We start from the raw sequence: 25512 nt of genomic DNA on the forward strand, positions 1-25512 counted from the left end.
GTGTTCAGCCCCCCGAGGTTCCTGGAAGGGACCTGTCTGCACAATGCGATTAAGGACAGGAGACCGCATCGTGACTGAAGACGAAACGCCGCCCGAAAATACCGAAAACGATCTTGCTTCGCGATTCCCCACAGCTTACACCATTCTGTTCTGTCTGATTGCCCTGGTCGCTGCTCTGACCTGGATCATCCCGGCAGGGCAATATGAACGGGCGATGAATGAAGAGGTCGGCCGTGAAGTCGCAGTGCCTGGCACCTATCAAACGGTGGATCCCAATCCCCAGGGCTTTGTTGATGTCATGCTGGCACCGACTGCCGGGTTCTACGATCCCGACAGTTACGCGGCCAACGCCATTGATGTTGCCCTGTTCGTGCTGTTTCTCGGGGGCTTTCTCGGGGTGATGAATGCAACCGGTGCCATAGATACCGGCATTCGCAGCGCCATGCGACACCTGGAAGGCCATGAAATCTGGATGATTCCTATCCTGATGACCCTGTTTGCCCTGGGTGGCACCACCTACGGGATGGCCGAGGAAACCCTGGCCTTCTACGCGATTCTGGTTCCCGTCATACTCGCGGCCGGCTACGACGCAGTGACCGGTGTTGCCATTATCCTGGTCGGTGCCGGGGTTGGCGTGCTTGGCTCCACCATCAATCCCTTCGCCACCGTGATCGCCGCCAATGCAGCCGGCATACCGTTTACCGACGGCATCGTGCTGCGTTTCATTCTGCTGATCGGTGGCCTGCTGATCTGCATTGCCTATGTCATGCGGTATGCCCACCGGGTCAAGGCAGACCCGTCACGTTCGGTGGTGTCAAAGCAGTGGGCAGCCCACCGTAAGCTGTTCCTGCAGGGGCATGATGAAGAGATTCACAGCGCAAGCCTCACCACCATTCAGATCATTTCCCTGATTATCTTCGGGCTGACCTTTGCGGTGATGATCTGGGGCGTGTCCTCCCAGGGTTGGTGGATGGCACGAATGGGGGCCCTGTTCTTCGGCGCCGCGATTGTGATTGGCCTTATTGCCCGCCTGGGCGAAAAGAAACTGACCGGCAGCTTTGTGGATGGCGCCCGGGATCTTCTAGGTGTCGCCCTGGTGGTCGGCCTTGCCCGTGGCATCGTGGTGATCATGGAGCAGGGCATGATCGCCGACACCATTCTGCACAGCGCGGAAACCTCGCTGGGTGGTCTGCCGGAGCTGGCTTTTATCAACCTCATGTTCTGGATCGAGGTAGGCATGAGCTTCTTTGTGCCTTCGTCCTCGGGGCTAGCCGTCCTGTCCATGCCAATTCTGGCACCGCTGGCGGACTTCGCGAATGTGGGGCGGGATCTGGTGGTTACCGCCTACCAGTCTGCCAACGGTCTGGTAAACCTGATCAATCCCACCTTCGCGGTTGTGGTTGGCGGTCTCGCCATCGGCCGGGTCTCCTACGATCGCTGGATCGCCTTTATCTGGCCCTTGCTGCTCATTCTGACTGTGTTTATCAGCGTGATAATCAGCATCGGCACCATGCTGTGAATTTTCTGAAAAAGGAGTTTCGCCATGTCTGAACCAAGCCTTGGAGTGCATTCTGAAACAGGAACCCTGCGACAGGTCGTTGTCTGCCGACCTGGCCTGGCCCACCGGCGGTTGACGCCGTCGAACTGCGATGCCCTGCTGTTTGACGATGTGTTCTGGGTAAAGCAGGCACAGAAAGACCACGATGTGTTTGCCAGTGTCATCCGGAGCCGGGGTGCGGAGGTCCTGGATGTCAACGAGCTGTTGGCGGAAACCCTGGATATTGCTGAAGGCCGGGCCTGGGTGCTGGACCACCGGATCAACTGGAACCACATTGGTGTCGGCATGGTGTCGGACCTGCGGGCCTGGATGGACGAGCTGCCCGGAAAAGCCCTGGCCGATTTCCTGATTGGCGGCCTGGAGGTGGCGGATCTGCCCTTTGATCCGGTGGGGCTTTTTGGTAACCATCTCGGACGTCTGGGATTCGTGCTGCCTCCGCTGCCCAATTTCCTGTTCACCCGGGACAACAGTGCCTGGATCTATGGTGGCGTGACCCTGAACCCGATGTACTGGTCCGCCCGCCGGCCCGAAACCCTTCTGATGGCAGCTATCTATAAGTTTCATCCAAGGTTCGCGGGCAAGGTAGAGGTGCATTGGGGCGATCCTCTGGCGGACCATGGCCTGGCCACTCTGGAGGGCGGGGACGTCATGCCGGTGGGCAATCGTACAGTGTTGGTCGGGATGGGCGAGAGGTCCTCGCCACAGGCCATTGGCCAGCTGTCAAAAGCACTGTTTGACGGTGGCATGGTGGATCGGGTTGTTGCCTGCCAGTTGCCGAAAGCCCGTTCAGCGATGCATCTGGATACCGTATTTACGTTTTGTGGCGGCAACGTGGTCACTGCCTTCAAGGAGGTGGCCGATGCCGTGATCTGCTTTGACCTGAGGCCGGGCGAGGGCGCAAAAACGCTGTCCTTCCGGCAGGAATCGCGACACTTGTTCGAGGTGGTTGCGGAGATTCTCGGGTACCCGGCCCTGGAGGTTGTGCCCACGGGTGGCGACAGTCTGGAAGAGCGGGAGCGTGAACAATGGAACGACGGTAACAACGTGCTGGCGCTGAGCCCTGGCGTGGTTGTCGGTTATGACCGAAATGACGATACCAATGCCGCCCTGTCCGCGGCGGGCATCGAGGTCCTGGCAATACCCGGTGCCGAGCTGGGCCGGGGCCGCGGCGGTGGCCGCTGCATGAGCTGCCCAACCATCAGGGATGCTGTCTGACAGCGAAGGAGACGTGTAATGGCTTTTAACCTCAAGAACCGGCATTTTCTGACCCTGCGCGATTACACCCCGCGCGAAATCAGTTTCCTGCTCAAGCTGGCGGCGGATCTGAAAACCGCCAAGTATGCCGGCACCGAGGTGCCACGGCTGCAGGGCAAGGACATCGCGCTGATCTTCGAGAAAAACTCCACGCGAACCCGGGTCGGGTTCGAAGTTGCCGCCTTCGACCAGGGCGCTCGGGTGACCTACCTGGGGCCGACCGGTACCCACATAGGGCACAAGGAATCGGTCAAGGATACCGCCCGGGTGCTGGGCCGGGTCTACGATGCCATCGAGTACCGGGGCTTCGGGCAGACCATTGTGGAAGAGCTGGCGCAATACGCGGGCGTGCCGGTCTACAACGGGCTGACCAACGAGTTCCATCCGACCCAGATACTGGCGGATTTCCTGACCATGCAGGAGCATGTGGAGAAGCCCCTGCGCGAAGTGGCCTATGTATTTATCGGCGATGCCGCCAACAACATGGGCGACAGCCTGCTGATCGGTGGCGCCAAGATGGGGATGGATGTGCGCTTGTGCGCCCCGCAAGCCTGCTGGCCGAAACAGGCCGTTCAGGATGAGGCGAAGGCAATCGCGGCCGAAACCGGCGCCCGGATCACCATCACCGATGACACAGACGCGGCCGTGGCCGGTGTCGACTTCGTCTATACCGATGTCTGGGTCTCCATGGGGGAACCCAGGGAGAAGTGGGCCGAGCGCATCAAGCTGCTGATGCCCTATCAGGTCAACGCCGCGCTGATGGAGAAAGCCGGCAATCCCCGCGTGCGCTTCATGCATTGCCTGCCGGCGTTCCATAACACCGAGACCACGGTGGGTAAGGAAATGCGGGACGAATTTGGCATCGACGCCATGGAAGTGACCGAGGAGGTGTTTGAAAGCCCGGCGTCCGTCGTCTTCGATCAGGCAGAAAACCGCATGCATACCATCAAGGCCGTCCTCGTGGCGACCCTGGGAGGCTGACATGCTGGTGGTCGCAGCTTTGGGTGGTAACGCCCTTCTGAAGCGCGGAGAGCCGCTGACGGCAGAGGCTCAGCGCCGTAATGTGCAGGTCGCGGCCAAATCGCTGGCACAGATTGTCCGTGCCGGACACGATCTGGTAGTGACCCACGGCAACGGTCCGCAGGTGGGGTTGCTGGCACTTCAGGGCGCGTCCTACAAGCCGGATGAGGCTTATCCGCTGGATGTTTTGGGTGCGGAAACCGAGGGCATGATCGGTTATATGATCGAACAGGAGCTGGAAAACGCCCTGGAACATGACCGTCCGGTCGCCACCTTACTGACACAGGTGGTGGTGGACCCGAAAGATCCCGCCTTTGCGAAACCGGCCAAGTTTGTCGGGCCGGTGTACGAACGCGCTGAGGCCGAGCGCCGGGCAGCAGGCGCGGGCTGGAGTATTGCGCCGGACGGTGACAAGTGGCGACGGGTGGTGCCCTCCCCCAAACCCCTGGAAATACCGGATTTGCGAGTGTTGCAAATGTTGCTGGAGCAGGGTGTGGTCGTGGTCTGCACCGGTGGTGGCGGAATACCGGTGCTGCGCCGGGAAGACGGCAGTCTGGTGGGCATTGAAGCGGTCATCGACAAGGACGCCGCCAGCGCGCTGCTGGCCAGACAACTGGGCGCGGATGCGCTGCTCCTGCTGACCGATGTTGATGCCGTCTACCGGGATTTTGGCACCGATCAGTCGACGCCGGTTTCCACACTGACGGTGGCCGAGGCGCGAGCACTGGATATGCCCGCCGGCTCGATGGGGCCGAAGCTGGCCGCCGCCTGTGAATTTGCGGAAGCCGGCGGATTCAGCGGCATCGGCCGGCTGCGGGATGCCATTGCCATACTTCAGGGGGCGGCAGGCACTCGTGTGTCTGCCGGGTAACAGGTTCCTGTTATGAGTCAGGATACGCTGGACGCGTCGCCGGGGCCTGGCACCGGCATCATCGTTGGTATCAGGGGCGGTGTTGTGAGTGTCCGGTTTCCTGAGCCGGTACCCCACATTCGCGAGCTCCTGTACGCTGGCAAGATTGCCCTCGAGGTGGCCGCACTTGAGGACAAGGGCGTGGTCCGTTGCATGGCATTGGCCCCGGTGAAGGGGCTGGGCTTGGGGATGCCGGTTCGGGCGACCGGTTCGTCGATCACCGTGCCGGTGGGTGATGCCATACTGGGGCGTATGCTCAACGTATTTGGTGCGCCTGTGGATAACAAACCGGTCCCGGCTACCAGTGAGCGCCGCGCTATCCATCAGCTCCCGCCGTTGCTGGAAGACCGTGTGGTCCGAAGCCAGATTCTGGAAACCGGCATCAAGGCCATTGATCTGCTGTCTCCCATTGAGCGGGGTGGAAAAACCGGCCTGTTCGGTGGCGCCGGGGTGGGAAAGACGGTTCTGATTACCGAACTGATCCATAACACGGTTCAGCAACACAAGGGCGTCAGCCTGTTTTGCGGTATTGGCGAACGGTCCCGGGAGGCGGAAGAGCTTTACCGGGAAATGGGCGAGGCCGGTGTACTTGATAACACCGTCATGCTGTTCGGGCAAATGAACGAGGCTCCGGGTGTCCGGTTCCTGATCGGCAAGACCGCGCTGACCATGGCGGAATATTTCCGCGACGAACAGCACCGGGATGTGCTGTTGCTGATCGACAACATTTTCCGCTTTGTCCAGGCGGGCTCGGAAGTGTCCGGGCTACTGGGGCGGATGCCTTCGCGGGTTGGCTATCAGCCGACACTGGCGACCGAGCTGGCCGAGCTGGAGGAGAGAATCACCTCAACCCGCAGCGCCGCAATCACGTCGGTTCAGGCCGTTTACGTGCCGGCCGACGATTTCACCGACCCTGCTGCCGCCCATATTTTCTCCCATTTGTCCGGTTCCGTGGTGCTGTCACGAAAACGTGCGAGCGAAGGTTTGTACCCGGCGATAGATCCCCTGGCATCGTCCTCGGTCATGCTTACGCCCTCTGTGGTCGGGCAGCGACATTACGACATTGCCCGGGCGGTGCGCCGAACCCTGGCTGAATACGAGGAATTGCGGGATATCATCGCCATGCTGGGCATTGAGGAGCTGTCGGCGGCGGACCGGTCAACCGTTGCCCGTGCCCGCCGGCTGGAAAGATTCCTGACCCAGCCGTTTTTTACCACCGCGGCCTTTACCGGTGCCGAAGGCAAGCGTGTGACCATCGCTGAGACACTTGATGGCTGTGAAACCATTCTGGAGCAGACTGAGTTCGGGCAGAGCGAAAGTGAGTACTACATGATTGGCGCATTGCCGGAGGTGGTGGCATGACAATGGCGACGGAGATGGAGGTGTGCCTCAGGCTGCCGACCCGGGTTCTCTATCAGGGCATGGCCCGCAAGCTGTTCGCCGTGGCGGAAAACGGAGCCTTCGGGCTATTGCCCAATCACATTGATTTCGTCACCGCGCTGGAACCGTCGGTGTTGATTCTGACCCTGGCGGATGGCAATGAGCAGATCTTCGGCATCGACGAGGGCATTCTGGTGAAAAAAGGCCATCAGGTGGATATCGCCATCCGGCGAGGTGTCCTCGGCGAGAACCTCGACTCCCTGCAGGCAAGCGTCAAGAAGAATTTTATCGAGGTGGACGAAGACGAACGCGTGGCCCGATCCGCACTGTCCAGGCTGGAGGCCGGCATGGTGCGCCGGTTTGCCGACCTGCAGCGGCCCAAGCCATGACCCGGCGGCGCGGATCCCCGGAGGACGATATTGGCCGTCGGGCCCGACGTCTGAAAAAAACCAGGGATAACCCCGGGGTCAGCCCGCTGCGCGGTTTGGGGGCCTTCGGTATGATTGGCTGGTCCATTGCCGTCCCGACCGTGGGTGGCGCTTTCCTGGGGATGTGGCTTGATCGCAACCTGCCCCAGGAATTTCCGTGGGTTATTGCGCTGATTCTGGGCGGTGTCGCCCTGGGTGGTTTCATTGCCTGGGCCTGGATCAGCAGGGAAAGCAGGGAAGAGGAGGATGACAATGGTGATCATTGACTGGCCGGGCGCGCTGATGGGCTTTGGTGCCGGTGTGGTGGTGAGCATTCTGTATTTTGCGGGTCTGGCAGTGACTGTGCGTGTGGCACTGGGTGCCTCCCGTCCCAGTTCGGTGCTTCTGCCCAGCGCTCTGGTTCGGATCGGGCTGCTGCTATCCGTTGGTTGGCTGGTGACTGCCGGTGTAACCCTGCCTTGGGCCTTTGCCGGTTATGGACTGGCCTTTTTCCTCGTGCGCTTGTTTGCTACCACGCTTGCCCGCCTGCCACGTCCGGAGGATATCTGATGGAACTGACACCCGATGAGACCATAGTGTTCACGATCTGGGGCATGGGCATTAACGAAACGGTCGTTAATACGTGGATCGTCATGATCATACTGACCGTTGCCTCAATTCTCATTACCCGCAATTTACGGCCGGATGTGCCACCAAACCGCTGGCGCACCACCCTGGAAGTGATTGTGACGGTCATCCAGAGCCAGATCGAGGAAATCTCGCCGCACGCTTCGCGCCATGTGCTCTATTTTTCCGGAACGCTGTTCCTGTTCATCGCGTTGTCGAATCTGCTGCTGGTGGTGCCGGGCTTTTCCCCGCCGACTGCCTCGCTCTCCACCACCGCTGCCCTGGCGTTGTCGGTACTGATTGCTGTGCCGCTGTTCGGGATTACCCGGCAGGGCATCGGTGGCTATCTCAAAACCTACATCCAGCCATCCGTCATCATGTTGCCGTTCAATATCATCAGCGAGTTCTCGCGTGGTATCTCCCTGGCCATCCGTCTGTATGGCAACGTTATGAGCGGCGCGGTCATCGCGGGCATCCTGCTGGGTGTCGCCCCATTCTTTTTTCCCGTGGTTATGGATGTACTCGGTTTGCTGACGGGCCTGATCCAGGCCTACATATTCGCCATCCTGGCGACGGTTTATATCTCATCGGCGACAGCCACCACTGGAAAGTCCCTGAGCAAGGAGAACGACAAATGACTGACTTTGCGCTTATTGCTGCGGTCTCGATTCTGACCGCTGGCCTGTCCGTGTCTTTTGGTGCAATCGGCCCTGCTCTGGGAGAAGGCAGGGCTGCAGCCGCGGCCCTTGCCGCCATTGCCCAGCAGCCGGATTCGGCATCGACACTTTCGCGGACCCTATTCGTCAGCCTGGCAATGATTGAGTCCACGGCAATTTACTGTTTTGTCGTGGCGATGATCGTCCTGTTTGCCAATCCCTTCTGGGATCAGGCTCTGCAGTCCGCCCAGTCGGCCGCGGGTTGAACCATGTCTGTTGACTGGGTCACGATCCTTGCCCAGGTTGGCAACTTTCTTGTGCTGGTCTGGCTGCTCAAGCGCTTTCTGTACAAGCCCATCCTGAATGGGATTGATGCCCGTGAGGCGGAGATCGCAACACGCATGGGTGAGGCGGAGGTCGCCCGGAAAAAAGCCGCCGCAGCCGAAGCCGCGTTTCTGGAACAGAAGCAGAAATTGCTGGCAGATAACTCCGTTAATGCGGAGCGGATTCGCGAGCAGGCGGAACAAGAGAAAGATGCCCTGCTGGCCGACACTCGCAAGAACCTGGAACGCGAAAAACAGGACTGGCAGTCGCATCTGGAGGCAGAGCGGGAAAGATTCACCAGGGAGTTGCACCTGGCCAGCGCCGAAACCCTCTACCGACTGGTTCGCCGGGCACTGCATGATCTGGCGGATGAGGATCTGGAGGAACACATTGCCCTGAATGTGATCGGCAAGCTGAAACCTTTGGTACGGGAGCTTACCTCCGCTGCTGGCCGTTCGGAACAGGCCATTGCCACTACCCATACGCCGCTTCCGGAGAACACGCAGGAAAAGATCAGGGCCGCGCTGGAACGTCTGGCTCCCGGTCTTTCCTTGAGTTTTACCACGGATGCCCGTCAGGCTCCTGGTCTGATTCTGCGGATTGGCAGTGTTCAGGTGGCCTGGACAGTCGATAGTTATACCGACGAGCTGACCGGGTTATTGGCAGACCGGCTGGCCGCCGGTGGATCCGGCAGGGTAAACAATCATGGCTGAAGAACCGGCGATGACCGCAACAAAGAGGTTCATTGATACCCTGATGGACATCCCGAGTCCTTCACTGGCACTGACCGAAGTGGGCATGGTTACGGAGGTGGGTGACGGTATTGCCGTGGTGTCTGGCCTGGCGAGGGCCCTGGCGGATGAGCTGCTGGTCTTTGCCTCGGGTGTCCGGGGTGTGGTGCTTGATCTGGAGCCAGGCCGGCTGGGCGTTATCCTGCTTGGGCCCTCGGAGCGGGTGATGTTCGGGGAGGATGTCTGGCGGACTCATAAAGTGTTCAGTGTGCCGGTGGGGCCTGGCCTCATCGGCCGTGTTGTCGATGCCACCGGCGAGCCCCGGGACGGGAAAGGCAGGGTGGCCTCGACCGCGGAAAGGCCGGTGGAGGCCAGCGCCCCGGGTATACTGAGCCGTGCGCCGGTCACCCGCCCCCTCGCCACCGGCATCAAGGCGATTGATGGCGCGGTGCCCGTTGGGCTGGGCCAGCGGGAGTTGATTATCGGCGACCGGCAAACCGGAAAAACGTCCATTGCTGTCGATACCATTCTCAACCAGGCCCGTTCGAATGTTCTCAGCATTTATTGCGCGATCGGCCAGCGCGGTGACGCGGTTGCCCGTGTGATTGAAACCCTTCGGCAAAGTGGTCAGATCGCGAACACCATCGTGGTTGCTGCCGGCGATGAGGACACGCCGGGCCTCGCCTACATCGCACCGTATGCGGCGATGACCATGGCCGAATACTTTTCAAACCATGGCAGGGATGTGCTGGTTGTTCTCGACGACCTGACACACCATGCCCGTTCCTATCGCGAGCTGTCCCTGCTACTGCGTCGCCCGCCGGGTCGGGAAGCCTTCCCGGGTGACATATTCTATGTGCACGCACGACTCCTCGAACGGGCGGGACAGTTCACGCCGGAAGCTGGGGGGGGGGCCATCACCGCGCTGCCCATTGTCGAAACGCAGGCGGAAAATCTGTCCGCGTACATTCCGACCAATCTGATTTCGATTACCGATGGCCAGATCTATCTGTCGCCCCGGCTGGTGCGAAAAAACCAGTTTCCTGCGGTGGATATCGGGTTATCCGTATCGCGGGTAGGGGGCAAGGCCCAGCATCGGGCGTTCCGGGATGTGGCGGGCAACCTGCGCGTCACCCTGTCCCAGTTTGAGGAACTGGAGGATTTTGCCCGTTTTGGTACCCGCCTGGATGATAACACCCGGGCCCGCCTGAGCCGCGGGGCTGCCGTGCGTGCCGCGTTGCGTCAGCCCGAGCGGGACCCGGTTCCGGCAGTGGAACAGCTTCTGGTGCTGATGGCCGCGATGGAAGGGCTGCTCGACGGACTGTCCGAAACCGCCGTTGCCGAGGCCATGGCCAGGATCCGGGAAGGTGTCGGCGACACCCTGAAAGGCGTTGCCGGGAGCATCGGGCAAAACCGTTCTCTGGACGACGACGAAAAGGCAACCCTCCTGCGGGTGGCCCGTGAGGTGTTAAAGTTGCCTGGAGGCGATGGCCATGACCCAGACACTTGAAACCCTGTCCCGCCTCACCGCCACGCTGACCAGTATTCGCGGCATTGTTCACACCATGAAAACCATGTCCGCGATCAACGCGGTACCGTATGAGCATGCGGCGAGGTCTGTTGAGTCCTACCACCAGACGGTGCTGACCGGCATCCGGGCATTTGTTGCCAAAACCGGCCCCATTGCGATGCCTGTCGCTGCGCGGGCTGAACGGATTCTGGTGGTGTTCGGCTCTGATCATGGCCTGTGTGGCAATTACAACGAGGTGCTTGCCGCGAGGGCATTGATCGAGGCTTCCCGGAGCGAGGGCGGTACCCGGGTATTGTGCGTCGGCGCCCGCATGAATGACGCCCTCAGCGATCAGGGGCTTGGCCCGGAAGTCACCTTCCTGCCGCCGGCGTCGGCCGATGGCATCGGGCGCCTTGCCAGTGACATCGTGACCCGGCTGGACGAGATCGGGGGTGGCGACGTACATAACCGGATTGCCGTAACCCTGGTGTTCACCCGGCGGGCAGGAAAGGGGCAGCGTGAACCGGCAGTAAGCCCGTTGTTGCCCTTGCCACCCTCGCTGCTGTCGGATCCGGGCAAGGTGGGCTGGCAGTCCCGGTCCCTCCCCGACTACACGATGCAGGCGACGCCGCTGCTTGCAGCGCTGCTTCGTAACCATATCTTTGCCAGCGTTTTTCAGGCATCGGCGGAAGCAATGGTCACCGAGAACGCGGCCAGGCTTGCGTTGATGCAGCAGGCGGAACAGGCGGTTGATGAACGGCTTGAGGAGGTTGGAGGGCAATTCAGGCTGGTGCGTCAGGATGAGATTACCAATGAGCTCATGGACATCATTATCGGTTTTGAGGCACTGAAAAAGGAATCACCAGCGTTATGAGCAGCCCCCGCATGTTTTCAGGGGAGGATTGCTGATAACATTGGCTTATTAACTAATAACCAAATGTGTCATCCAGGAGGTGCTCAATGGGGCGGTTAGCTGCTGCGGGCTTTATCGTCACTCTGGGGCTGCTGGCCTCTGCGGTCCAGGGGCAGGACGGCGCCCGGGCGCTGATGACAGCGGTCACGGAGCGCAGCGAGTTTCATGAGACCGTCCATCTTGATGGTGTTATTGAGGCTGTTCAGCAGAGCACTGTCTCTGCCCAGACCAGTGGTACCGTCCAGAGCCTGCCCTATGATGTTGACGATTCTGTCGCCGCCGGAGACCTTATCGTTCAGCTCGAGGACAGTGAACAACGGTCCCGGCTGCGCCAGGCCCAGGCGGGACTGGAGGAAGCCGAAGCGGCACTCTCGGATGCGCGCCAACGCTTTGAGCGTATCGAGGCGGTTCATGAACGGGGACTGGTGTCCCGCCAGGAGTTTGATCAGGCTCGCAACAATCTGGCGGCCGCCCGGGCCAGGGTGGAGCGTGCCAGCGCCACGGTTGCCGAGGCCCGGGAGCAGCTGTCCTACACCCGGGTGCTGGCGCCCTATGGCGGCATCCTCACCGAGCGGCATGTGGAAGTAGGAGAGTCCGTAAATCCCGGCCAGCCACTGCTCAGCGGGCTCTCCCTGGAGCAGCTCCGGGTCGTGGTTGAACTGCCACAGAAATACGCGGAACTCGCGCGGACCGAGCGCCAGGCAAAGGTCACTCTTGCCGATGGCCGGGTGCTGGAGACCGGTGAGATGACCTTTTACCCCTACGCGAATCCGGAAACCCACACCTTCCGCCTGAGAATGCGCCTGAGTGAGCCCAACGGCTCCCTGTTTCCCGGCATGCTGGTCAAAGTCGGCGTGCCCGTCGCCAGTCGTGAGGCCCTCTGGGTGCCGGCCAGCAGCCTGATTCAGCGCAGCGAACTGAGAGCGGTTTTTGTGCTGGATGATCAGGGCCGGCCCCGGCTCCGCCAGGTGCGCACCGGGGTCCGCGATAATGGCCGGCTCGAAATCCTGGCGGGCCTGAGCGAAGGCGAACGGGTGGTTACCAACCCATCGGAGCTGGTTGGCAGTGATCGGCTGAACCTTGTCACGGAGTTAGGTACAGAGTCGGGCCCGGAGGCGAATCCGTGAGCCGGGAGCTGCCGCCTGTGGGGCCATCCGGGGCCATTGCCCGGGTGTTTCAGAACAATCATCTCACGCCATTGCTTGCTATTCTGGCGATTATTCTCGGTATCCTGGCCGTGGTGGTCACACCCAAGGAGGAAGAGCCCCAGATCGATGTCACCATGGCCGACATCATGGTGGCGTTTCCCGGAGCCAGCACCCGCGAGGTGGAAAACGCCATAGCCACGCCCGCCGAACAGGTGATGAGCGAGATTCAGGGCGTGGAGCATGTCTACTCGGTGTCGCGGCAGGGCCAGGCAGTGATTACCGTCCAGTTTGAAGTGGGCGTGCCGCGCCAGGAGGCGCTGGTGCGGCTCTACAACCAGGTGTATTCGAATCAGGACTGGCTGCCAGCCAACCTCGGAGCCAGCCAGCCGGTCATCAAGCCCAAGGGGATTGACGATGTTCCGGTGATGACCCTGACCCTTTACGATCCGGTTCACGGGCACACCGGGGAAGAGCTTACCCGCCTTGCCCATATGCTGGAGGTCGTCCTGAAGCGGGTTCCGGGCACCCGGGACGTCTACACCACCGGGGGCATCCCCGACCGGGTCGATATCCGGTTTGATCCGGCACTGCTGGCAGGCTTCAACCTGACCATTGACGATCTACGAAATGCGCTGTCTGCCGCCAATGCCAGCAGCCAGGAGGCCCGGATTACAAGGGATAACGTCTCCATCCCGGTTCAGGCCGGAACCCTGCTGGAATCGGTCGACGATGTTCGCCGTCTGGTGGTGGGTATGCAGAATGGCTCAGCGGTTTACCTGGCGGATGTGGCCGAAATCAGCCGGGGTGGCACGGTGGCCGATCAGAGCGTAATGACGGGCTTCGGGCCGGCACATGAAAACGGAATCGCCGGTCGGCCCGGCGAAATGTACCCCGCGGTAACCCTGGCGATCGCCAAGAAACCGGGAGAAAACGCCGTCAATATCACCACGGCCATTGAAGAGCGTCTGGAGCAGTTGCGAAACCGGGCATTACCCGAGGGCGTGGAAGTGCTGGTTACCCGGGACTACGGCGTGACGGCGTCCCGGAAGGCCCGCAAGCTGATCACCGATCTGATCTCCGCCACCCTGAGCGTGGTGCTGCTGGTGCTGGCGGCCATGGGCTGGCGCCAGGCCCTGATCGTCGGTGTTGCGGTCCTGATTACCCTGTTGCTGACCCTGGTGTTTTCCTGGGCCTGGGGTTTTACCCTCAATCGTGTGTCCCTGTTCGCGCTGATTTTCTCCATCGGCATACTGGTGGATGACGGTATCGTGATCACCGAGAACATCAATCGTCGGATCCGGAACTCCCGCCAGGCGGTGAAGGACATCATTCCCGTCGCCGTCGACGAAGTGGGAACGCCCACCATCATGGCCAGCCTGACCGTCATGGCGGCGCTGATCCCGATGGCCTTTGTCAGTGGCCTCATGGGGCCGTACATGAGTCCCATCCCGATCAATGCCTCGGCGGGGATGGTGCTGTCCCAGATCGTGGCCTTTGTTGTCGTGCCCTGGCTGGCCTTCCGGTTGCTGAAACACAAGCAAGGAGAAATGGCCTCCGAAGCGGACGAGGCTTCCAGTTCCGCTGACGGCGTCAGCCCCTTGTCCCTGCGCATTTTCCGGACGGTCCTGGGCCCGTTTCTCGGTGATCATCCCTGGCGTCGCCGACTGCTTGGGCTGGGTGTGGTTGGACTGACCATTGCGGCTGCGTCGTTGCCGGTCTTTATGGCGGTTATCCTGAAAATGCTGCCCTTCGACAACAAGTCCGAGCTGCAGGTCGTGGTCGACATGCCTGAATACACCCCGATGGAGCAGACCCAGCGGGTACTGATGGAAATGGGCGGGTACCTTGAATCGGTAGACGAAGTCGCCACCTGGCAGACCTACGCCGGCACGGCATCCCCTATCAACTTTAATGGCCTCGTACGCCAGTATTACCTGCGCAATGATCCCTACCAGGGCGATATCCAGATCAACCTGAGCAGCGAGGAAAACCGGGATCGACAGTCCCACGACATTGCCCAGTCCTTGCGGGCGCCACTGAAGGCGGTTGCCGACAAATACGGTGCCAGCGTGAAGGTCGTGGAGGTGCCCCCGGGGCCCCCGGTTCTGTCTCCGGTGGTGGCCGAAATCTACGCGGTGGATGAATCCCGTCGGGCGGAACTGGCCCGCGGCGTGGCAGAGGGTATGACGGAAGTCGATGGACTGGTGGATATCGACACCACCCTCGAAGCTCCGACCCGGCAGTGGGAAGTTGTGGTGGACCGTGAACGGGCGGCGCGGCTTGGCGTTTCTCAGGCCCAGGTCGTCGGTGCCCTGCAGACAGCGCTTGGCGGGACCAGTGTCAGCTTCCTGCATGACGATCACGCCAAGTATCCCGTTCCGATCCGGGTGATTCTTGCCGAGGGCGACAAGGCTCAGCCGTCGGTGCTTCTCTCCCTGCAGGTGCGCAGCCGTAACGGCAATCTGGTCCCGCTGGCGAGCATTGCCGACATTCGTGAAGCGGACTGGATGGGTGCGATCTATCACAAGGACCTGCTGCCGCTGACCTATGTGACGGCGGATATGGCTGGCGAGACTGATTCACCGCTGTATGGCATGTTTGCCATGGTGGAGCGCCTGAAGCAGCTGGAAGGCGCCCCGGAACAATACTTTATCGGCCAGCCGACGCTCCCGGAAAAAGGCGCGCTCAAATGGGACGGTGAATGGCAGATTACCTATGAAACCTTCCGGGATATGGGGGCCGCTTACAGCGTGGGTGTGTTCATGATCTTTGTTCTGCTGGTGGCGCAGTTCCGCTCGTATATCCTGCCACTGGTCATCATGGCCCCCATTCCGCTGACGCTGATCGGGATCATGCCTGGCCATGCCCTGCTGGGGCGAGAGTTCACCGCAACCAGTATGATCGGCATGATAGCCCTGGCCGGTATCATCGTGCGTAATTCCATTTTGCTGGTGGTGTTTATCCGGCAACTGATCGAGGAAGGGGTGGAACTGGACGAAGCGGTGGTTCTGGCCGGTGCGGTTCGGATCAAGCCCATTGTCCTGACCGCCATTTCGGCGATGGTAGGTGCTTACTTCATTCTGAATGATCCGATATTCAACGGCCTGGCAATCTCGCTGATCTTTGGTCTGGCCATGTCCACGCTGCTGACGGTTCTGGTGGTTCCCCTGCTGTACTACACTCTGGCTCGCCGATCCGAAAACGGTGGTTGACTGTATAGTAGCCTGAACCTAACAGCCCGACGGGCCTTATTTACCATAGCTGGCCAGCACGTAATGTCCAAAAGACTCACTCCTGTATTGATTCTCGCCATCGGCATTGCCGGTTTCCTGTTTCTCAAGATGACTCGCCCGGAGCCCGCCGAAGTGAGCACCACCGAGCGTAGCTGGCGTGTTCAGGTACAGCGGATTGAACCGGGCACCCACACTCCGGTGTTGCCGCTGTATGGGGAGGTCACCGCCCCGGAGCAACTGACGGTTATTGCAACGCTCGCCGGGCGTATCGGGGAACGCCCCGTGACCGAGGGTTGGAGGGTGAGGGAGGGCGACCTGCTGGTGGCTCTGGAGGATGCCGACATCCGGCCGGCGCTTGCCCAGGCGGAAGCGCAGGTGGCGGACCTGGAGGCCCAGATCCGTTCGGAACAGGTGCGCTACCGGAATGATCAGGTGGCGCTGGCCAGTGAGCAGGCCATTCTCGACAACGCCCGTCGCCAGCTTGAGCGTACGCGGTCACTGGTGAACCGCAACCTGGCGTCCCGGGAGGGGCTGGAAGCGGCCACTGACGCCGCCGCCCGGGCAGAACTGACCGTGACTACCCGGCAGCGGGCGATTGAGGAACATCCGGCCCGCCTGCAGAGCCTGGAGGCGAAGCTGGCCCAGGCCGAAGCCAACCTCGACAGCACCCGCCGGGATGCCGGGCGGGCCCGGATGATCGCGCCCTTCGATGGTATCGTCACCGACATTCAGGTGGCCGAGGGTGACCAGGTCAGCCGCGGCGAGTCCCTGCTGTCGCTGTATCCCGTCGACGGTCTCGAACTCAGGGCGCGGGTGCCGGAGATGTTTCGTGGCGAATTGCTGGATGCCCTGGAGCGGGGAGAAACCCTGATGGCGACCAGCACGGGTGGTCAACACCGGTTCCGGCTGGTTCGATTCGCCGGTACCAGCGATCCCTCCGGTACCGAGGCCATCCTGGAACTTGAGGGCGAACCCGGGGGGCTTCGCCCGGGAGAGCTGACGCCGGTGATCCTCGAACGCGCTGCCCGGGACAATACTGTCGCGATTCCTTTCAGTGCACTCTATGGTGCCGACAGCGTCTACCTGATGACCCCGGATAACCGGATGGAGCGGGCCAGGATCGAGCGGGTCGGCGAAGCCCGTGGCAGCAATGGCGAGCGTCGCCTGCTGGTGTCCGGTGAGGCGCTTGTCTCCGGGGCGCGCCTGATCACCACACATCTGCCCAATGCCATTGCCGGCCTCAGGGTGGACGTGGCAGATTCCGGAGCAGCGGCCCAATGAGGCGCAAAAAGGGGGTAATCGGCTTTTTCGTTCATCACCGGGTTGCTGCCAACCTGGTGATGCTGGTGATGTTGCTCGGTGGCGTGCTGGCCCTGACCCGGATGAACATCCAGTTTTTTCCCACCTTTGCCCTGGATGTGGTCAGCGTTCGCGTGGTCTGGAGCGGCGCTTCCGCCGAAGACGTGGAGCAGGGCATTACCAACCCGCTGGAGCAGCGCCTGCGCAGTGTCGACGGCCTGAAAAAAATGACCTCGACATCGGCCCAGGGCGTGTCGTCCATCACCCTGGAATTCGAGGAGGGCACCGATCCGATTCTGGCCCTGGACGACGTTCGCCAACAGGTGGACGAATTCACCAACTTCCCCGCCGAGGCGGAGGAACCCCAGGTAACCCGGATAGAACGGTATGAGCCCGTCGCCCGGCTGCTGGTTATTGGTGATGTGGACCGTAGTGAGTTGCGACAGCTGGCTTATCGGTTCGAGGACGAATTGCTGCAGCGGGGCATTGACCGGGTGTCCATTCGGGGCTTGCCGGAGCAGCAAATCAGCATCGATGTGCCGGTGGAGCGGCTGGAGACGCTGGGGCTGTCGCTGGAGCAGGTCGCTGAGCGAGTTGCCGCCATTTCACGGGATCTGCCAGCGGGCATGATGGCGCAACAGGATGCGACCCGGGAACTTCGGGCCGTGGAGCAGCGCCGTAGCCCCCAGGAATTCGAAAATATCCCGTTGCTCAGTGGTGAGCGCATCCAACTGAACCTCGGAGATGTTGCGAGCATCCGGCAGGAAGCCCGGGAAAGCCAGATAACCCTGGAAAAAGACGGCAAGCCGGCGGTTGAGCTCCAGTTGCAGCGGTCAGAAAACGGTAACTCACTGGCGGCCGCCAAGGTGCTGGAAACCTGGCTGGCGGACACCCGGCCGGCGCTGCCGCCGACGGTGGCACTGGAAGTCTACGATGAAACCTGGCAGTTGCTGGACGATCGCATTTCCCTGTTGGTGAAAAACGGCCTGGGCGGTCTGGTGCTGGTGGTCTGTCTGTTATACCTGTTCCTGCCGGGGCGGGTGGCCATGTGGGTGGCTATTGGCATCCCGACGGCGTTCCTGGCGGCGATGGCGGTACTCTGGCTGATCGGTGGCTCCATCAACATGATTTCCCTGTTTGCCCTGATCATGGCGTTGGGGGTCATCGTGGATGATGCCATTGTGGTCGGTGAAGACGCCGATGCCCACGCCCGAATGGGGGAGGAATCCATTTATGCGTCCGAGGGTGCCGCCAGGCGGATGGTCTGGCCGGTGCTGGCGTCTTCCCTGACTACCGTCGCAGCTTTCATGCCCCTGCTGGTGGTCGGTGGTGTGATCGGCAATATCCTGGGTGATATTCCGCTGGTGATGATTTGCGTACTGGTCGCCTCTCTTCTGGAGTGCTTTATCGTTCTTCCGGCGCACCTGCGCCACGCCTTTGTTCCCCGTCGAAAGCAAACAACAGGATCTGAGGCACCCGAATCGAAAAAACCGGGCCCGATCGAGCGGTTTCGGCGCGGCTTTGAGCAACGTTTTGACCAGTTCCGGGAGGGCCGGTTTCGCCGGTTTTCCCGCTACAGCCTCGAGCACCGGGGCGCGACGGTTGCCGGTGCGGTTGCCCTGGCAATTGTGACCGTCGGGCTACTGGCTGGCGGCCGACTCGGTTTCAACTTTTTCCCGACGCCGGAGCCGTCGGTGTTCTACGCCAATGCCAGTTTCGTGGCCGGAACTTCCCGGGGAACGGTGGACGGCTTCCTTGAGCAGATGCAACAAACCCTCAACGATACCGAAGAGGCCCTGGGGGGCGATTTCATCCTCCATGCGGTCACTACCCGGGGGGCAACCCAGGGCGCCGAAGGCAACTCACGAAGTGGCGATGAGCTGGGCTCAATGATGATCGAGCTGGTGCCCTCGGACCAGCGTTCAGTCCGTAACCCCGAATTCATAACCGAGTGGCGCAGCCGGCTGGAGACACCGGCCGGGCTGGATAGCCTGACCATATCCGAACGGCAGGCGGGGCCGCCGGGTCGGGATGTGAACGTCCGCCTGACCGGCGACAATGCCGAGAACCTGAAACAGGCAGCGGACGAGTTGATTCAGGCGCTTGCTACTCTGCCCGGGGTGCTGGACGTGGAAGACGACATGCCCTGGGGGCGGGAACAGCTGATCTATCAGGTCAGCGCCTACGGCGAGGCCCTGGGGCTGAGCACTTCAGATCTTGGCCGGCAGCTCAGGGCGGCCTTTGATGGCCGGATTGCCCAGATCTACCAGGATGGCCGGGACGAAGTGGAAGTTCGCGTACAACTGCCCCGGGATCAGCGTGAGCGTCTGTCCACCCTGTCCCGGATGACGGTTCGGGTTCCGGACGGGCGCTTTGTTCCGCTGACTCAGGTGATGAACCTGGACCACCGCCAGGGATTCCAGGCTCTGCGCCATGCCGAGGGCAGGTTGGCGGTTGAGGTAACCTCTGGCCTGAATACCCGGGTCAGCACCACAGACCAGATTCTGGCAAGCCTTCAGGCCGTGGCGCTGCCAGAAATTGCCAGCCGCTATAACGTGCGTTACAGCTTTGAGGGACGGGCCGCGGATCAGCGGGAAACCATGTCCGATATGCAGACCGGGTTGGTGATCGGCCTGGCGCTGATGTATGTGGTTCTGGCCTGGGTGTTTGCTTCCTGGAGTCTGCCGCTGATCGTCATGGCCATTATTCCGTTTGCCCTGGTGGGGGCGTTGCTCGGCCACTGGCTGATGGGACTGCAACTGACCATATTGTCGCTGTTTGGTTTGTTCGGCCTGTCCGGTATTGTGGTCAATAACGCCATTATCCTCGTAGCTTTCTACAACCAGCAGCGGAAAAAAGGGCTCGGCATTACCGATGCGCTCAACGAAGCGGTGGTTCAGCGGGTGCGAGCTGTGATGCTGACATCTCTGACGACCATCGGCGGACTTTTGCCCTTGCTGTTCGAGACGTCCCTGCAGGCACAGTTTCTGATTCCCATGGCCACGTCTATCGCTTTTGGGCTGGGGTTATCAACATTGCTGGTGTTGCTGGTGGTTCCGGCGCTGCTGTCATGGCTGGAGCAGTTCCGGGAATGGCGGGCGAGTCGCCACGGTACGGCTGCCGAACCCCTGGGCGCTCCGGAATAATCTGAATGGGTAGCTATGGTGGATTCTTTACTTACAGCCCGCGGCCTGAACAAGCAGTTCCGCAGTGCCAATCAACCGGTTGCCGTGCTCAGTAATCTCGCACTGCATCTGGAACGGGGTGAATCTCTGGCGCTGACAGGCCGCTCCGGTTCCGGCAAGACTACCTTGCTCAATATCCTTTGCGGCCTCGAAAAGCCGGACGCCGGCCGGTTGCAGGTGCTGGGTGAAGTCTTCGACAGCCGGGCCCCTGAAGCCGGCAGCCAGGCGGAAGCCCGCTGGGCAAGCCTTCGTCGGCAGCGGATCGGTGTGGTATTCCAGGACGCGAACCTGATGCCCGCCCTGTCTTTGCTGGACAATGTTCGCCTGCGCGCCCGGCTGGCCGGGCAGAGTGAGGCTGACTGCCAGGACTGGCTCGAACGCCTGGATATTGGCGAACTCGCCGAACGCTATCCGGATCAGGTGTCTGGCGGCCAGCGCCAGCGCGCCGCCCTGGCCATGGTGTTTGCCATGAAGCCGGCCCTGATCCTTGCCGATGAACCTACGGGCAGCCTCGACCGCCACACGGCTGAAGATGTTACCCGGCAGCTCTTTGATCTTCAGGCCCGCCACGGCTGTGGCCTGATCCTTGCCACCCACGATACCGAATTAGCCACCCGTTGCAGCCACCGCCTGGACCTTGGGCACCAGCCCGGAACCTGAACCCGCCATGACCCTTTTGGCCGCCTTATTCAGCCACTACCGCCGCCACCCCATGCAGCTGCTGGCGCTGGCCGCCCTGATTGTGCTGGCCACCATGCTCTGGACCGGTGTTCATCACCTGACCAGCCAGGCCCGGGCCAGTCTGGACCGGAGTGAGTTGGCGGTGGCCGAGCGCCGGCAGGTGACACGGGCGGATGGTAAGCCGGTTTCGGTGCAGGATTTTGTTGAACTCAGGCGGGCGGGTCTGTGCGTCATGCCCTGGCTTGAGGTGGCAACGCCGGAAACCGGGCGGGTTGTGGGTCTGGACCCGCTGGCGGCCGGGTGCTTTGAGAGCTCCCCCGGGGAAGACCGGCCCTGGCGCGGTGAACTGGATGGCGCACCGTTTGTGGATATCCGTGAAGCCGCCGGGTTGGCGAAACAGCATTGGAGCGAGTTGTCGTTACTGGTGTCCGGGGCCGACAGCGATGCAGGTTTGCCATCCGGTTACCGGGTTGAACCTTTCACGGTAGGGCCGGATTCCGGAGAACTGGGAGAGAGCTTCCTCCTGAATATGGATGCGTTAGGCGTACTTGTGTTGCTGATCACCGCGCTGTTGCTACGCAGCGTCTATCTCCTCGGACTAGCCCAACGACGCGAGAGCTTCGCCCTGCTTCATCGTTTCGGGGTCCCCGGAGGCCGCATCAACCGCCTGCTAATGCTCGAGATAATGCTGCTGGCGCTGGTATGTATTGTGCCCGGGGTCTGGCTCGGCCGGTGGCTGGCGACCGGCCTTGGCACCGGATTCGGTCAGGCGCTGGAAGGGCTTTTCGATAGGCCGCTGTACGCCGGGCAGAAGGGTGGCTGGCTGGTGCCGGTGGTCACCATGCTGGTGGTCGTTCTGGTGGCGTGCCTGGCGGATTTTCTCCGGCCATTGGCCCGTGGGCTGTCCATGGGCAGCCGCTGGCAAGGCGGTTTCCTGATGCTGTGTTTGCTCGCGGGTATTGGCCTGTCTGTCTGGGCGCCCGCCCTTGTCTGGCTGTTCGTGGCGGTGGCCGTGGTATTCGTGGCCTCCGGCATTCTGGCCCCATTGCTGATTGCCCGGCTGGCGGACTGGCGTGCCAGCCGGGAGGCTGACCCGCTATCGCGCTGGCGCCACCGGGAACTGTCGGTACTGGCCCGGCGCCTGGCCTTACCTCTGGTGGCTCTGCAATTCGCCATGGCCATGGTGTTGGCGGTGCAGGCCCTGGTCACGACCTTTGAAAGCACCTTTGATCGCTGGCTGGCCCAGCGCCTGGAGGCGGACTTCTACATCGAGGTACCGGAAGGAGTGGATGCGGGCCTGGCTGTGGACTGGCTGGCGGAACAGCCGAAACTCGTATCGTCCGGGGTGTGGCATCGTGTGGTTCGGGGCCAGGCCACGGTTATGGAGCCTGGCGGTGAACCGGGCCCGGTCGTGGATGTGTTCGCGCTGGGACCGATTGGCCCCCTGGTTACCGGGTGGCAACTCTTTGAATCCACCGGCGCGCCCTGGCAAAAGCTGGCAGCGGGACAGGGGCTGATGGTGAATGAACAGCTGGCCCGCCGGCGGGGACTGGCGGTTGGCGATCTCCTGTCGCTCAAACTCGGCAATCAGGTTGGCGATTTCCCGATTCTGGCGGTTTACCCGGATTATGGCCGGCCTGCCGGCGAGGTTCTGATTAATGTGTCCATGCTTCCCACGGATTTCGAAGCGGGTTTCCAGAGTTTGTCGGTATCGCCGGGAAACCTGCCGATCGATACGATTGCCAGTGGCCTGAAGCAGGTCTGGGCTGTGGAGCAACTGACTGTCAGGGACAACCGGGCGATCGAAGCCCTGGCCTCCGCGATTTTCGACCAGACCTTCCTGCTGACCCGGGCGATGACGATACTGACCCTGATACTGGCCACCATTGCGCTGATGATGATGGGCTGGGTGTTTTTTTCCACCCGGGCCTGGTACTTCCGGCTGCTGGTGGTCTGGGGACTTTCGCCCCGTCAGGCCGCGGTTCAGCTGACCCGGCTGTCGCTTTCCCTGACCAGTGCGATCGCGTTGCTGGCACTGCCTCTGGGTATCTGGCTGACCTGGGTTCTGGTGCATCGCATCAACCCGCTGGCCTTTGGCTGGTCCCTGCCCATGGCAGTGTATCCGCGGTTCTGGTTGGAGCTTGGCGTGCTGAGCCTGCTGGTGGGCCTCGGCATTGCCTTGCTGATGCGCCGGCAGCTCACGAGCCCAGTCCTGGCACCGGAGAGTGCCAGTGCCCTGTCGGGGGGTGAGCGATGACAAAGAGCGCTTGGCTGGTGTTCATGCTTTTCCTGAGCGGCTGTTCGGATCGACCGGAAACAACCGGCTTTGCTGGGCTGGTCGGGGACCGGGATTCGCAAACGCAAGTGCCGTATCTGCAACCCGGTCCCGGTAACCGGCTTAGCTTCCCGGCCGACTTCGGAGCCCACCCCCAGTACCGGGTTGAATGGTGGTATCTGACCGCCAATCTGGAAACCGCCGGGGGCGACCCTCTGGGTCTGCAATGGACCCAGTTCCGTCAGGCCATCAAGCCCAGGCCGGTGGATGCCGAACCGCCTCCCGCCAGCGAATGGCCTCTGGAGGCCGCCTGGATGGCCCATGGCGCGGTCAGTTTCAAGGGCCGACACCATTTTGCGGAGAAACTGGCCCGCGGCGATGTTGGCCATGCCGGCGCGACTGCGGAGCCACTGGCGGTGTGGCTGGATGACTGGCAACTCAGCGGCCCGTCCGGTGACGGCCCCTGGCGGTTGCAGGTGTCAGCGGATGGCTGGTCCTACGATCTGTTTCTGAGCATCAACCGTGGCCCCGTCGCCCATGGCAATCAGGGCTTCAGCGCCAAATCCGCCAGTGGCGAGGGTTCCATGTACTTCAGCCTGGTGGACCTGCAGATTGAAGGCACGGTTACCCTGGCCGGTGAGACACTGGAAGTCTCGGGCCAGGGCTGGTTTGACCGGGAATGGAGCAGCCAGTTTCTCAAGGCCGGGCAGCAGGGCTGGGACTGGTTCGCCCTGCACCTGGATTCGGGCGACAGGCTGATGGCCTTTCAACTGAGGGAGGACGACGGTGCCTTCCGGTCCGGCACCTGGATTCCGGCAGGGGAAGGGCCCGTGGCGCTCACGCCGGACCAGATCCGTATGGCACCCATTGCCGGCCAGGGCGGATATCCGCGCCGGTGGCGCCTGGAGGTTCCCGGCTACGGGGTTCACCTGGAAGTGTCCGCGCCGGCCGGAGACTACCGTAACGACGGGCTCTATCGATACTGGGAGAGCCCGGTCACGGTCTCGGGCAGTCACTCCGGTGTGGGCTACATGGAACTGACGGGGTATGGCAAATAGCGCTCGCCCGGTTTTTCAAACACGTGCATCTTGCGAAAGGTAGCGATCTGATCAAAGCCGGCATGAAAACCTGCCGCAAAAGACGGGCCACCGACAAGACTATTCGATAGCCGTTGCGCCAATGCGGTGAATGCTCAGGTCCGCACCGTTGAACTCTTCTTCTTCGGTCAGCCGCAGGCCGGAGATCGCATTAATAACACTATAGACGACCAGACCGCCGACAAAGCCGACAATGACACCGGCCACCGAGCCGATGATCTGGGACGTCAGGCTGATGCCGCCGAGGCCACCCAGGGCCTCCTGGCCGAAGATGCCGCAGGCGATGGCGCCCCAGACACCGCAGACGCCGTGCAGGGGCCAGACGCCCAGCACATCGTCCAGGCGTTCAATCCTGGCCTGGGCCCATTCAAACAGGTACACAAAGATGGCACCGGCCACGCCCCCGGTGATCAGTGCCCCGACCGGGTGCATCAGGTCTGAACCGGCACACACGGCCACCAGTCCGGCCAGCGGTCCGTTGTGAATAAAGCCCGGGTCTCTCCGGCCCAGCAGCATTGACACCAGGATGCCGCCAACCATGGCCATCAGGCTGTTGATCGCCACCAGGCCACTGATGCCATCGAGGGTCTGGGCGGACATGACGTTGAAGCCAAACCAGCCAATCGTGAGGATCCAGGCGCCGAGGGCCAGGAACGGAATGTTGGAAGGGGCAAACGCCACGACCTTGCCGTGGCGATACCGGCCTTTACGGGCGCCGAGTATCAGTACCGCCGCCAGCGCAATCCAGCCGCCGACCGCATGCACCACAACGGAGCCGGCAAAGTCGTGGAAGGGTGCACCAAACTGGTTCTCAAGCCAGCTCTGGAAACCGTAGTTGCCATTCCAGACCAGCCCTTCGAAGAAGGGGTAGACGAACGCCACGATCAGGCCCGAAGCGATCAGCATGGGGTAGAACTTTGCCCGCTCGGCAATGCCGCCGGATACGATGGCGGGAATGGCCGCGGCAAAGGTCATCAGGAAGAAAAACTTCACCAGATCATAGCCGTTGGCGGCGGTGAGCTCGGCGGCACCACTCATGAAATGAGTGCCGTAGGCGATGTAATAGCCGATGAAGAAGTAGGCCACGGCGGAGATGCCGAAGTCGGTCATGATCTTGACCAGCGCGTTTACCTGGTTCTTGTGGCGGACGGTACCGACTTCCAGAAAGGCAAAGCCGGCGTGCATGGCCAGCACCATAACGGCACCGATCAGGATGAACAGTGTGTTGGCGCTTTCAGTCAGGGTGTTTACTGCACTCGTGATGTCCACGGGTTTTCGCTCCTGATGTTGGGTATCGGGCCTCT

The 25512-nt window shown here is 61.6% G+C and carries 21 protein-coding genes; 20 read left to right on the plus strand and 1 reads right to left on the minus strand.

Annotated elements, in window-relative coordinates:
* Positions 1-70 precede the first annotated feature (70 nt).
* The 20 genes from D0851_RS13940 (at position 71) to D0851_RS14035 (ending at position 24169) form a co-directional block, all read left to right on the plus strand.
* Entirely contained in the window at positions 71-1519 is a 1449-nt protein-coding gene (locus D0851_RS13940; protein ID WP_117619183.1) for a YfcC family protein, read from the plus strand.
* A gap of 24 nt (positions 1520-1543) precedes the next feature.
* Positions 1544-2773, plus strand: a complete 1230-nt coding sequence (locus D0851_RS13945; protein WP_117619184.1) for an arginine deiminase — start codon at positions 1544-1546, stop codon at positions 2771-2773.
* Between the two features lie 18 nt (positions 2774-2791).
* On the plus strand, positions 2792-3793 hold the full coding sequence (locus tag D0851_RS13950) for an ornithine carbamoyltransferase (RefSeq protein WP_117619185.1): 1002 nt from the start codon (positions 2792-2794) through the stop codon (positions 3791-3793).
* Position 3794: 1 nt separating this feature from the next.
* On the plus strand, positions 3795-4703 hold the full coding sequence (arcC, locus tag D0851_RS13955) for a carbamate kinase (protein ID WP_117619186.1): 909 nt from the start codon (positions 3795-3797) through the stop codon (positions 4701-4703).
* 12 nt (positions 4704-4715) lie between these two features.
* Positions 4716-6104, plus strand: coding sequence for a F0F1 ATP synthase subunit beta (atpD, locus tag D0851_RS13960; protein ID WP_117619187.1), 1389 nt, complete (start codon positions 4716-4718; stop codon positions 6102-6104).
* A complete protein-coding gene (locus tag D0851_RS13965) occupies positions 6101-6511 on the plus strand; it encodes an ATPase (protein ID WP_117619188.1) in 411 nt (136 codons plus the stop codon). Before atpD ends, D0851_RS13965 begins: the two co-directional genes overlap by 4 nt.
* Positions 6508-6816: an AtpZ/AtpI family protein gene (locus D0851_RS13970; protein WP_117619189.1), complete on the plus strand. Its 309-nt coding sequence runs from the start codon at positions 6508-6510 to the stop codon at positions 6814-6816. The genes D0851_RS13965 and D0851_RS13970 overlap by 4 nt, the downstream gene beginning before the upstream one ends.
* Positions 6803-7099 carry an ATP synthase subunit I gene (locus D0851_RS13975; protein WP_205422207.1) on the plus strand — a complete coding sequence of 99 codons (297 nt, stop codon included), beginning with the start codon at positions 6803-6805 and terminating at the stop codon, positions 7097-7099. The genes D0851_RS13970 and D0851_RS13975 overlap by 14 nt, the downstream gene beginning before the upstream one ends.
* Positions 7099-7794 (plus strand): F0F1 ATP synthase subunit A, encoded by a 696-nt coding sequence (locus D0851_RS13980; protein WP_117619191.1) that lies wholly within the window; start codon positions 7099-7101, stop codon positions 7792-7794. Before D0851_RS13975 ends, D0851_RS13980 begins: the two co-directional genes overlap by 1 nt.
* Positions 7791-8078 (plus strand): F0F1 ATP synthase subunit C, encoded by a 288-nt coding sequence (locus D0851_RS13985; protein WP_117619192.1) that lies wholly within the window; start codon positions 7791-7793, stop codon positions 8076-8078. Before D0851_RS13980 ends, D0851_RS13985 begins: the two co-directional genes overlap by 4 nt.
* A 3-nt stretch (positions 8079-8081) precedes the next feature.
* Positions 8082-8849, plus strand: coding sequence for a F0F1 ATP synthase subunit B (locus D0851_RS13990; RefSeq protein ID WP_117619193.1), 768 nt, complete (start codon positions 8082-8084; stop codon positions 8847-8849).
* Positions 8842-10377 (plus strand): F0F1 ATP synthase subunit alpha, encoded by a 1536-nt coding sequence (locus D0851_RS13995; protein ID WP_319922337.1) that lies wholly within the window; start codon positions 8842-8844, stop codon positions 10375-10377. The genes D0851_RS13990 and D0851_RS13995 overlap by 8 nt, the downstream gene beginning before the upstream one ends.
* Entirely contained in the window at positions 10361-11251 is an 891-nt protein-coding gene (locus tag D0851_RS14000; protein ID WP_117619194.1) for a F0F1 ATP synthase subunit gamma, read from the plus strand. Before D0851_RS13995 ends, D0851_RS14000 begins: the two co-directional genes overlap by 17 nt.
* 86 nt (positions 11252-11337) lie before the next feature.
* Positions 11338-12417, plus strand: a complete 1080-nt coding sequence (locus D0851_RS14005) for an efflux RND transporter periplasmic adaptor subunit (RefSeq protein ID WP_117619195.1) — start codon at positions 11338-11340, stop codon at positions 12415-12417.
* Positions 12414-15650 carry an efflux RND transporter permease subunit gene (locus tag D0851_RS14010; RefSeq protein WP_117619196.1) on the plus strand — a complete coding sequence of 1079 codons (3237 nt, stop codon included), beginning with the start codon at positions 12414-12416 and terminating at the stop codon, positions 15648-15650. The genes D0851_RS14005 and D0851_RS14010 overlap by 4 nt, the downstream gene beginning before the upstream one ends.
* Positions 15651-15713: 63 nt before the next feature.
* Positions 15714-16952 (plus strand): efflux RND transporter periplasmic adaptor subunit, encoded by a 1239-nt coding sequence (locus tag D0851_RS14015; protein ID WP_117619197.1) that lies wholly within the window; start codon positions 15714-15716, stop codon positions 16950-16952.
* Positions 16949-20116: an efflux RND transporter permease subunit gene (locus D0851_RS14020; protein ID WP_117619198.1), complete on the plus strand. Its 3168-nt coding sequence runs from the start codon at positions 16949-16951 to the stop codon at positions 20114-20116. The genes D0851_RS14015 and D0851_RS14020 overlap by 4 nt, the downstream gene beginning before the upstream one ends.
* A 15-nt stretch (positions 20117-20131) precedes the next feature.
* The gene (locus D0851_RS14025; protein WP_117619199.1) at positions 20132-20815 is read left to right on the plus strand and encodes an ABC transporter ATP-binding protein; all 684 of its coding nucleotides are present in this window, start codon (positions 20132-20134) and stop codon (positions 20813-20815) included.
* 7 nt (positions 20816-20822) lie between these two features.
* Positions 20823-23093 (plus strand): FtsX-like permease family protein, encoded by a 2271-nt coding sequence (locus tag D0851_RS14030; protein WP_117619200.1) that lies wholly within the window; start codon positions 20823-20825, stop codon positions 23091-23093.
* Positions 23090-24169, plus strand: a complete 1080-nt coding sequence (locus D0851_RS14035) for a lipocalin-like domain-containing protein (protein ID WP_117619201.1) — start codon at positions 23090-23092, stop codon at positions 24167-24169. The genes D0851_RS14030 and D0851_RS14035 overlap by 4 nt, the downstream gene beginning before the upstream one ends.
* A gap of 99 nt (positions 24170-24268) precedes the next feature.
* Here the strand turns inward: D0851_RS14035 and D0851_RS14040 are convergent, their stop codons facing one another.
* Entirely contained in the window at positions 24269-25477 is a 1209-nt protein-coding gene (locus D0851_RS14040; RefSeq protein ID WP_117619202.1) for an ammonium transporter, read from the minus strand.
* Positions 25478-25512 lie beyond the last annotated feature (35 nt).

The organism is Marinobacter sp. Arc7-DN-1, from assembly GCF_003441595.1.
GTDB classification, from domain to species: Bacteria; Pseudomonadota; Gammaproteobacteria; order Pseudomonadales; family Oleiphilaceae; genus Marinobacter; species Marinobacter metalliresistant.

What these genes read in the sequence shown, in the direction of transcription:
- arcC (WP_117619186.1), top strand. Translation starts at nt 3,795, where the DNA reads ATGCTGGTGGTCGCAGCTTTGGGTGGTAACGCCCTTCTGAAGCGCGGA.
- D0851_RS14030 (WP_117619200.1), top strand. Translation starts at nt 20,823, where the DNA reads ATGACCCTTTTGGCCGCCTTATTCAGCCACTACCGCCGCCACCCCATG.
- D0851_RS14015 (WP_117619197.1), top strand. Translation starts at nt 15,714, where the DNA reads ATGTCCAAAAGACTCACTCCTGTATTGATTCTCGCCATCGGCATTGCC.
- D0851_RS13950 (WP_117619185.1), top strand. Translation starts at nt 2,792, where the DNA reads ATGGCTTTTAACCTCAAGAACCGGCATTTTCTGACCCTGCGCGATTAC.
- D0851_RS14035 (WP_117619201.1), top strand. Translation starts at nt 23,090, where the DNA reads ATGACAAAGAGCGCTTGGCTGGTGTTCATGCTTTTCCTGAGCGGCTGT.
- D0851_RS14020 (WP_117619198.1), top strand. Translation starts at nt 16,949, where the DNA reads ATGAGGCGCAAAAAGGGGGTAATCGGCTTTTTCGTTCATCACCGGGTT.
- D0851_RS13985 (WP_117619192.1), top strand. Translation starts at nt 7,791, where the DNA reads ATGACTGACTTTGCGCTTATTGCTGCGGTCTCGATTCTGACCGCTGGC.
- D0851_RS13980 (WP_117619191.1), top strand. Translation starts at nt 7,099, where the DNA reads ATGGAACTGACACCCGATGAGACCATAGTGTTCACGATCTGGGGCATG.
- D0851_RS13970 (WP_117619189.1), top strand. Translation starts at nt 6,508, where the DNA reads ATGACCCGGCGGCGCGGATCCCCGGAGGACGATATTGGCCGTCGGGCC.
- D0851_RS13965 (WP_117619188.1), top strand. Translation starts at nt 6,101, where the DNA reads ATGACAATGGCGACGGAGATGGAGGTGTGCCTCAGGCTGCCGACCCGG.
- D0851_RS13995 (WP_319922337.1), top strand. Translation starts at nt 8,842, where the DNA reads ATGGCTGAAGAACCGGCGATGACCGCAACAAAGAGGTTCATTGATACC.
- D0851_RS13945 (WP_117619184.1), top strand. Translation starts at nt 1,544, where the DNA reads ATGTCTGAACCAAGCCTTGGAGTGCATTCTGAAACAGGAACCCTGCGA.
- D0851_RS14025 (WP_117619199.1), top strand. Translation starts at nt 20,132, where the DNA reads ATGGTGGATTCTTTACTTACAGCCCGCGGCCTGAACAAGCAGTTCCGC.
- D0851_RS14000 (WP_117619194.1), top strand. Translation starts at nt 10,361, where the DNA reads ATGACCCAGACACTTGAAACCCTGTCCCGCCTCACCGCCACGCTGACC.
- atpD (WP_117619187.1), top strand. Translation starts at nt 4,716, where the DNA reads ATGAGTCAGGATACGCTGGACGCGTCGCCGGGGCCTGGCACCGGCATC.
- D0851_RS13990 (WP_117619193.1), top strand. Translation starts at nt 8,082, where the DNA reads ATGTCTGTTGACTGGGTCACGATCCTTGCCCAGGTTGGCAACTTTCTT.
- D0851_RS13975 (WP_205422207.1), top strand. Translation starts at nt 6,803, where the DNA reads ATGGTGATCATTGACTGGCCGGGCGCGCTGATGGGCTTTGGTGCCGGT.
- D0851_RS14005 (WP_117619195.1), top strand. Translation starts at nt 11,338, where the DNA reads ATGGGGCGGTTAGCTGCTGCGGGCTTTATCGTCACTCTGGGGCTGCTG.